Raw genomic sequence first — 473 nt, forward strand, 5'->3', positions numbered from 1 at the left:
CTCGGCGAGCACGCCGACGACCTCTACGGCCGCCGCCGGATGTTCGTCCTGTGGCTGCTCGTCTTCCTCGTCTTCTCGGGGCTCGGCGGGTTCGCGACCGACGCCTGGATGCTCCTCCTCTCGCGCTTCGTCACGGGGGTGGCGGCCGGGTTCCTCACGCCGGCCGGGATGTCCCTCATCACGACGTCGTTCGCCGAGGGGCCGCGCCGCAACCGCGCGCTGGTCGTGTACGGCGCCGCGGGGGCCGCGGGATTCTCGCTCGGGCTCGTCGTGGGCGGGCTCCTGGCCGCGATCCACTGGCGGTGGGTCTTCTTCGCCCCGGTGCTGCTCGCCGTCGTGCTCCTCGCGCTGGCCCTCGTCACGGTCCCGCGCGACACGACGGGCCGCGTCCGCGGCGCGCTCGACATCCTCGGCGCCGTCCTGGCGACGAGCGCCATGGTCCTGCTCGCCGTCGGCATCGTGCGCCTCGAGCA

The 473-nt window shown here is 74.2% G+C and carries 1 protein-coding gene; it reads left to right on the plus strand.

The window, feature by feature from the left end; translation table 11 throughout:
- Window positions 1-473: MFS transporter (locus tag G3I78_RS48015; protein WP_164436915.1), on the plus strand; the 473-nt coding region annotated here is incomplete at both ends.

Source organism: Streptomyces sp. SID13726, from assembly GCF_010548375.1.
In the GTDB taxonomy this organism is placed as follows: Bacteria; Actinomycetota; Actinomycetes; order Streptomycetales; family Streptomycetaceae; genus Streptomyces.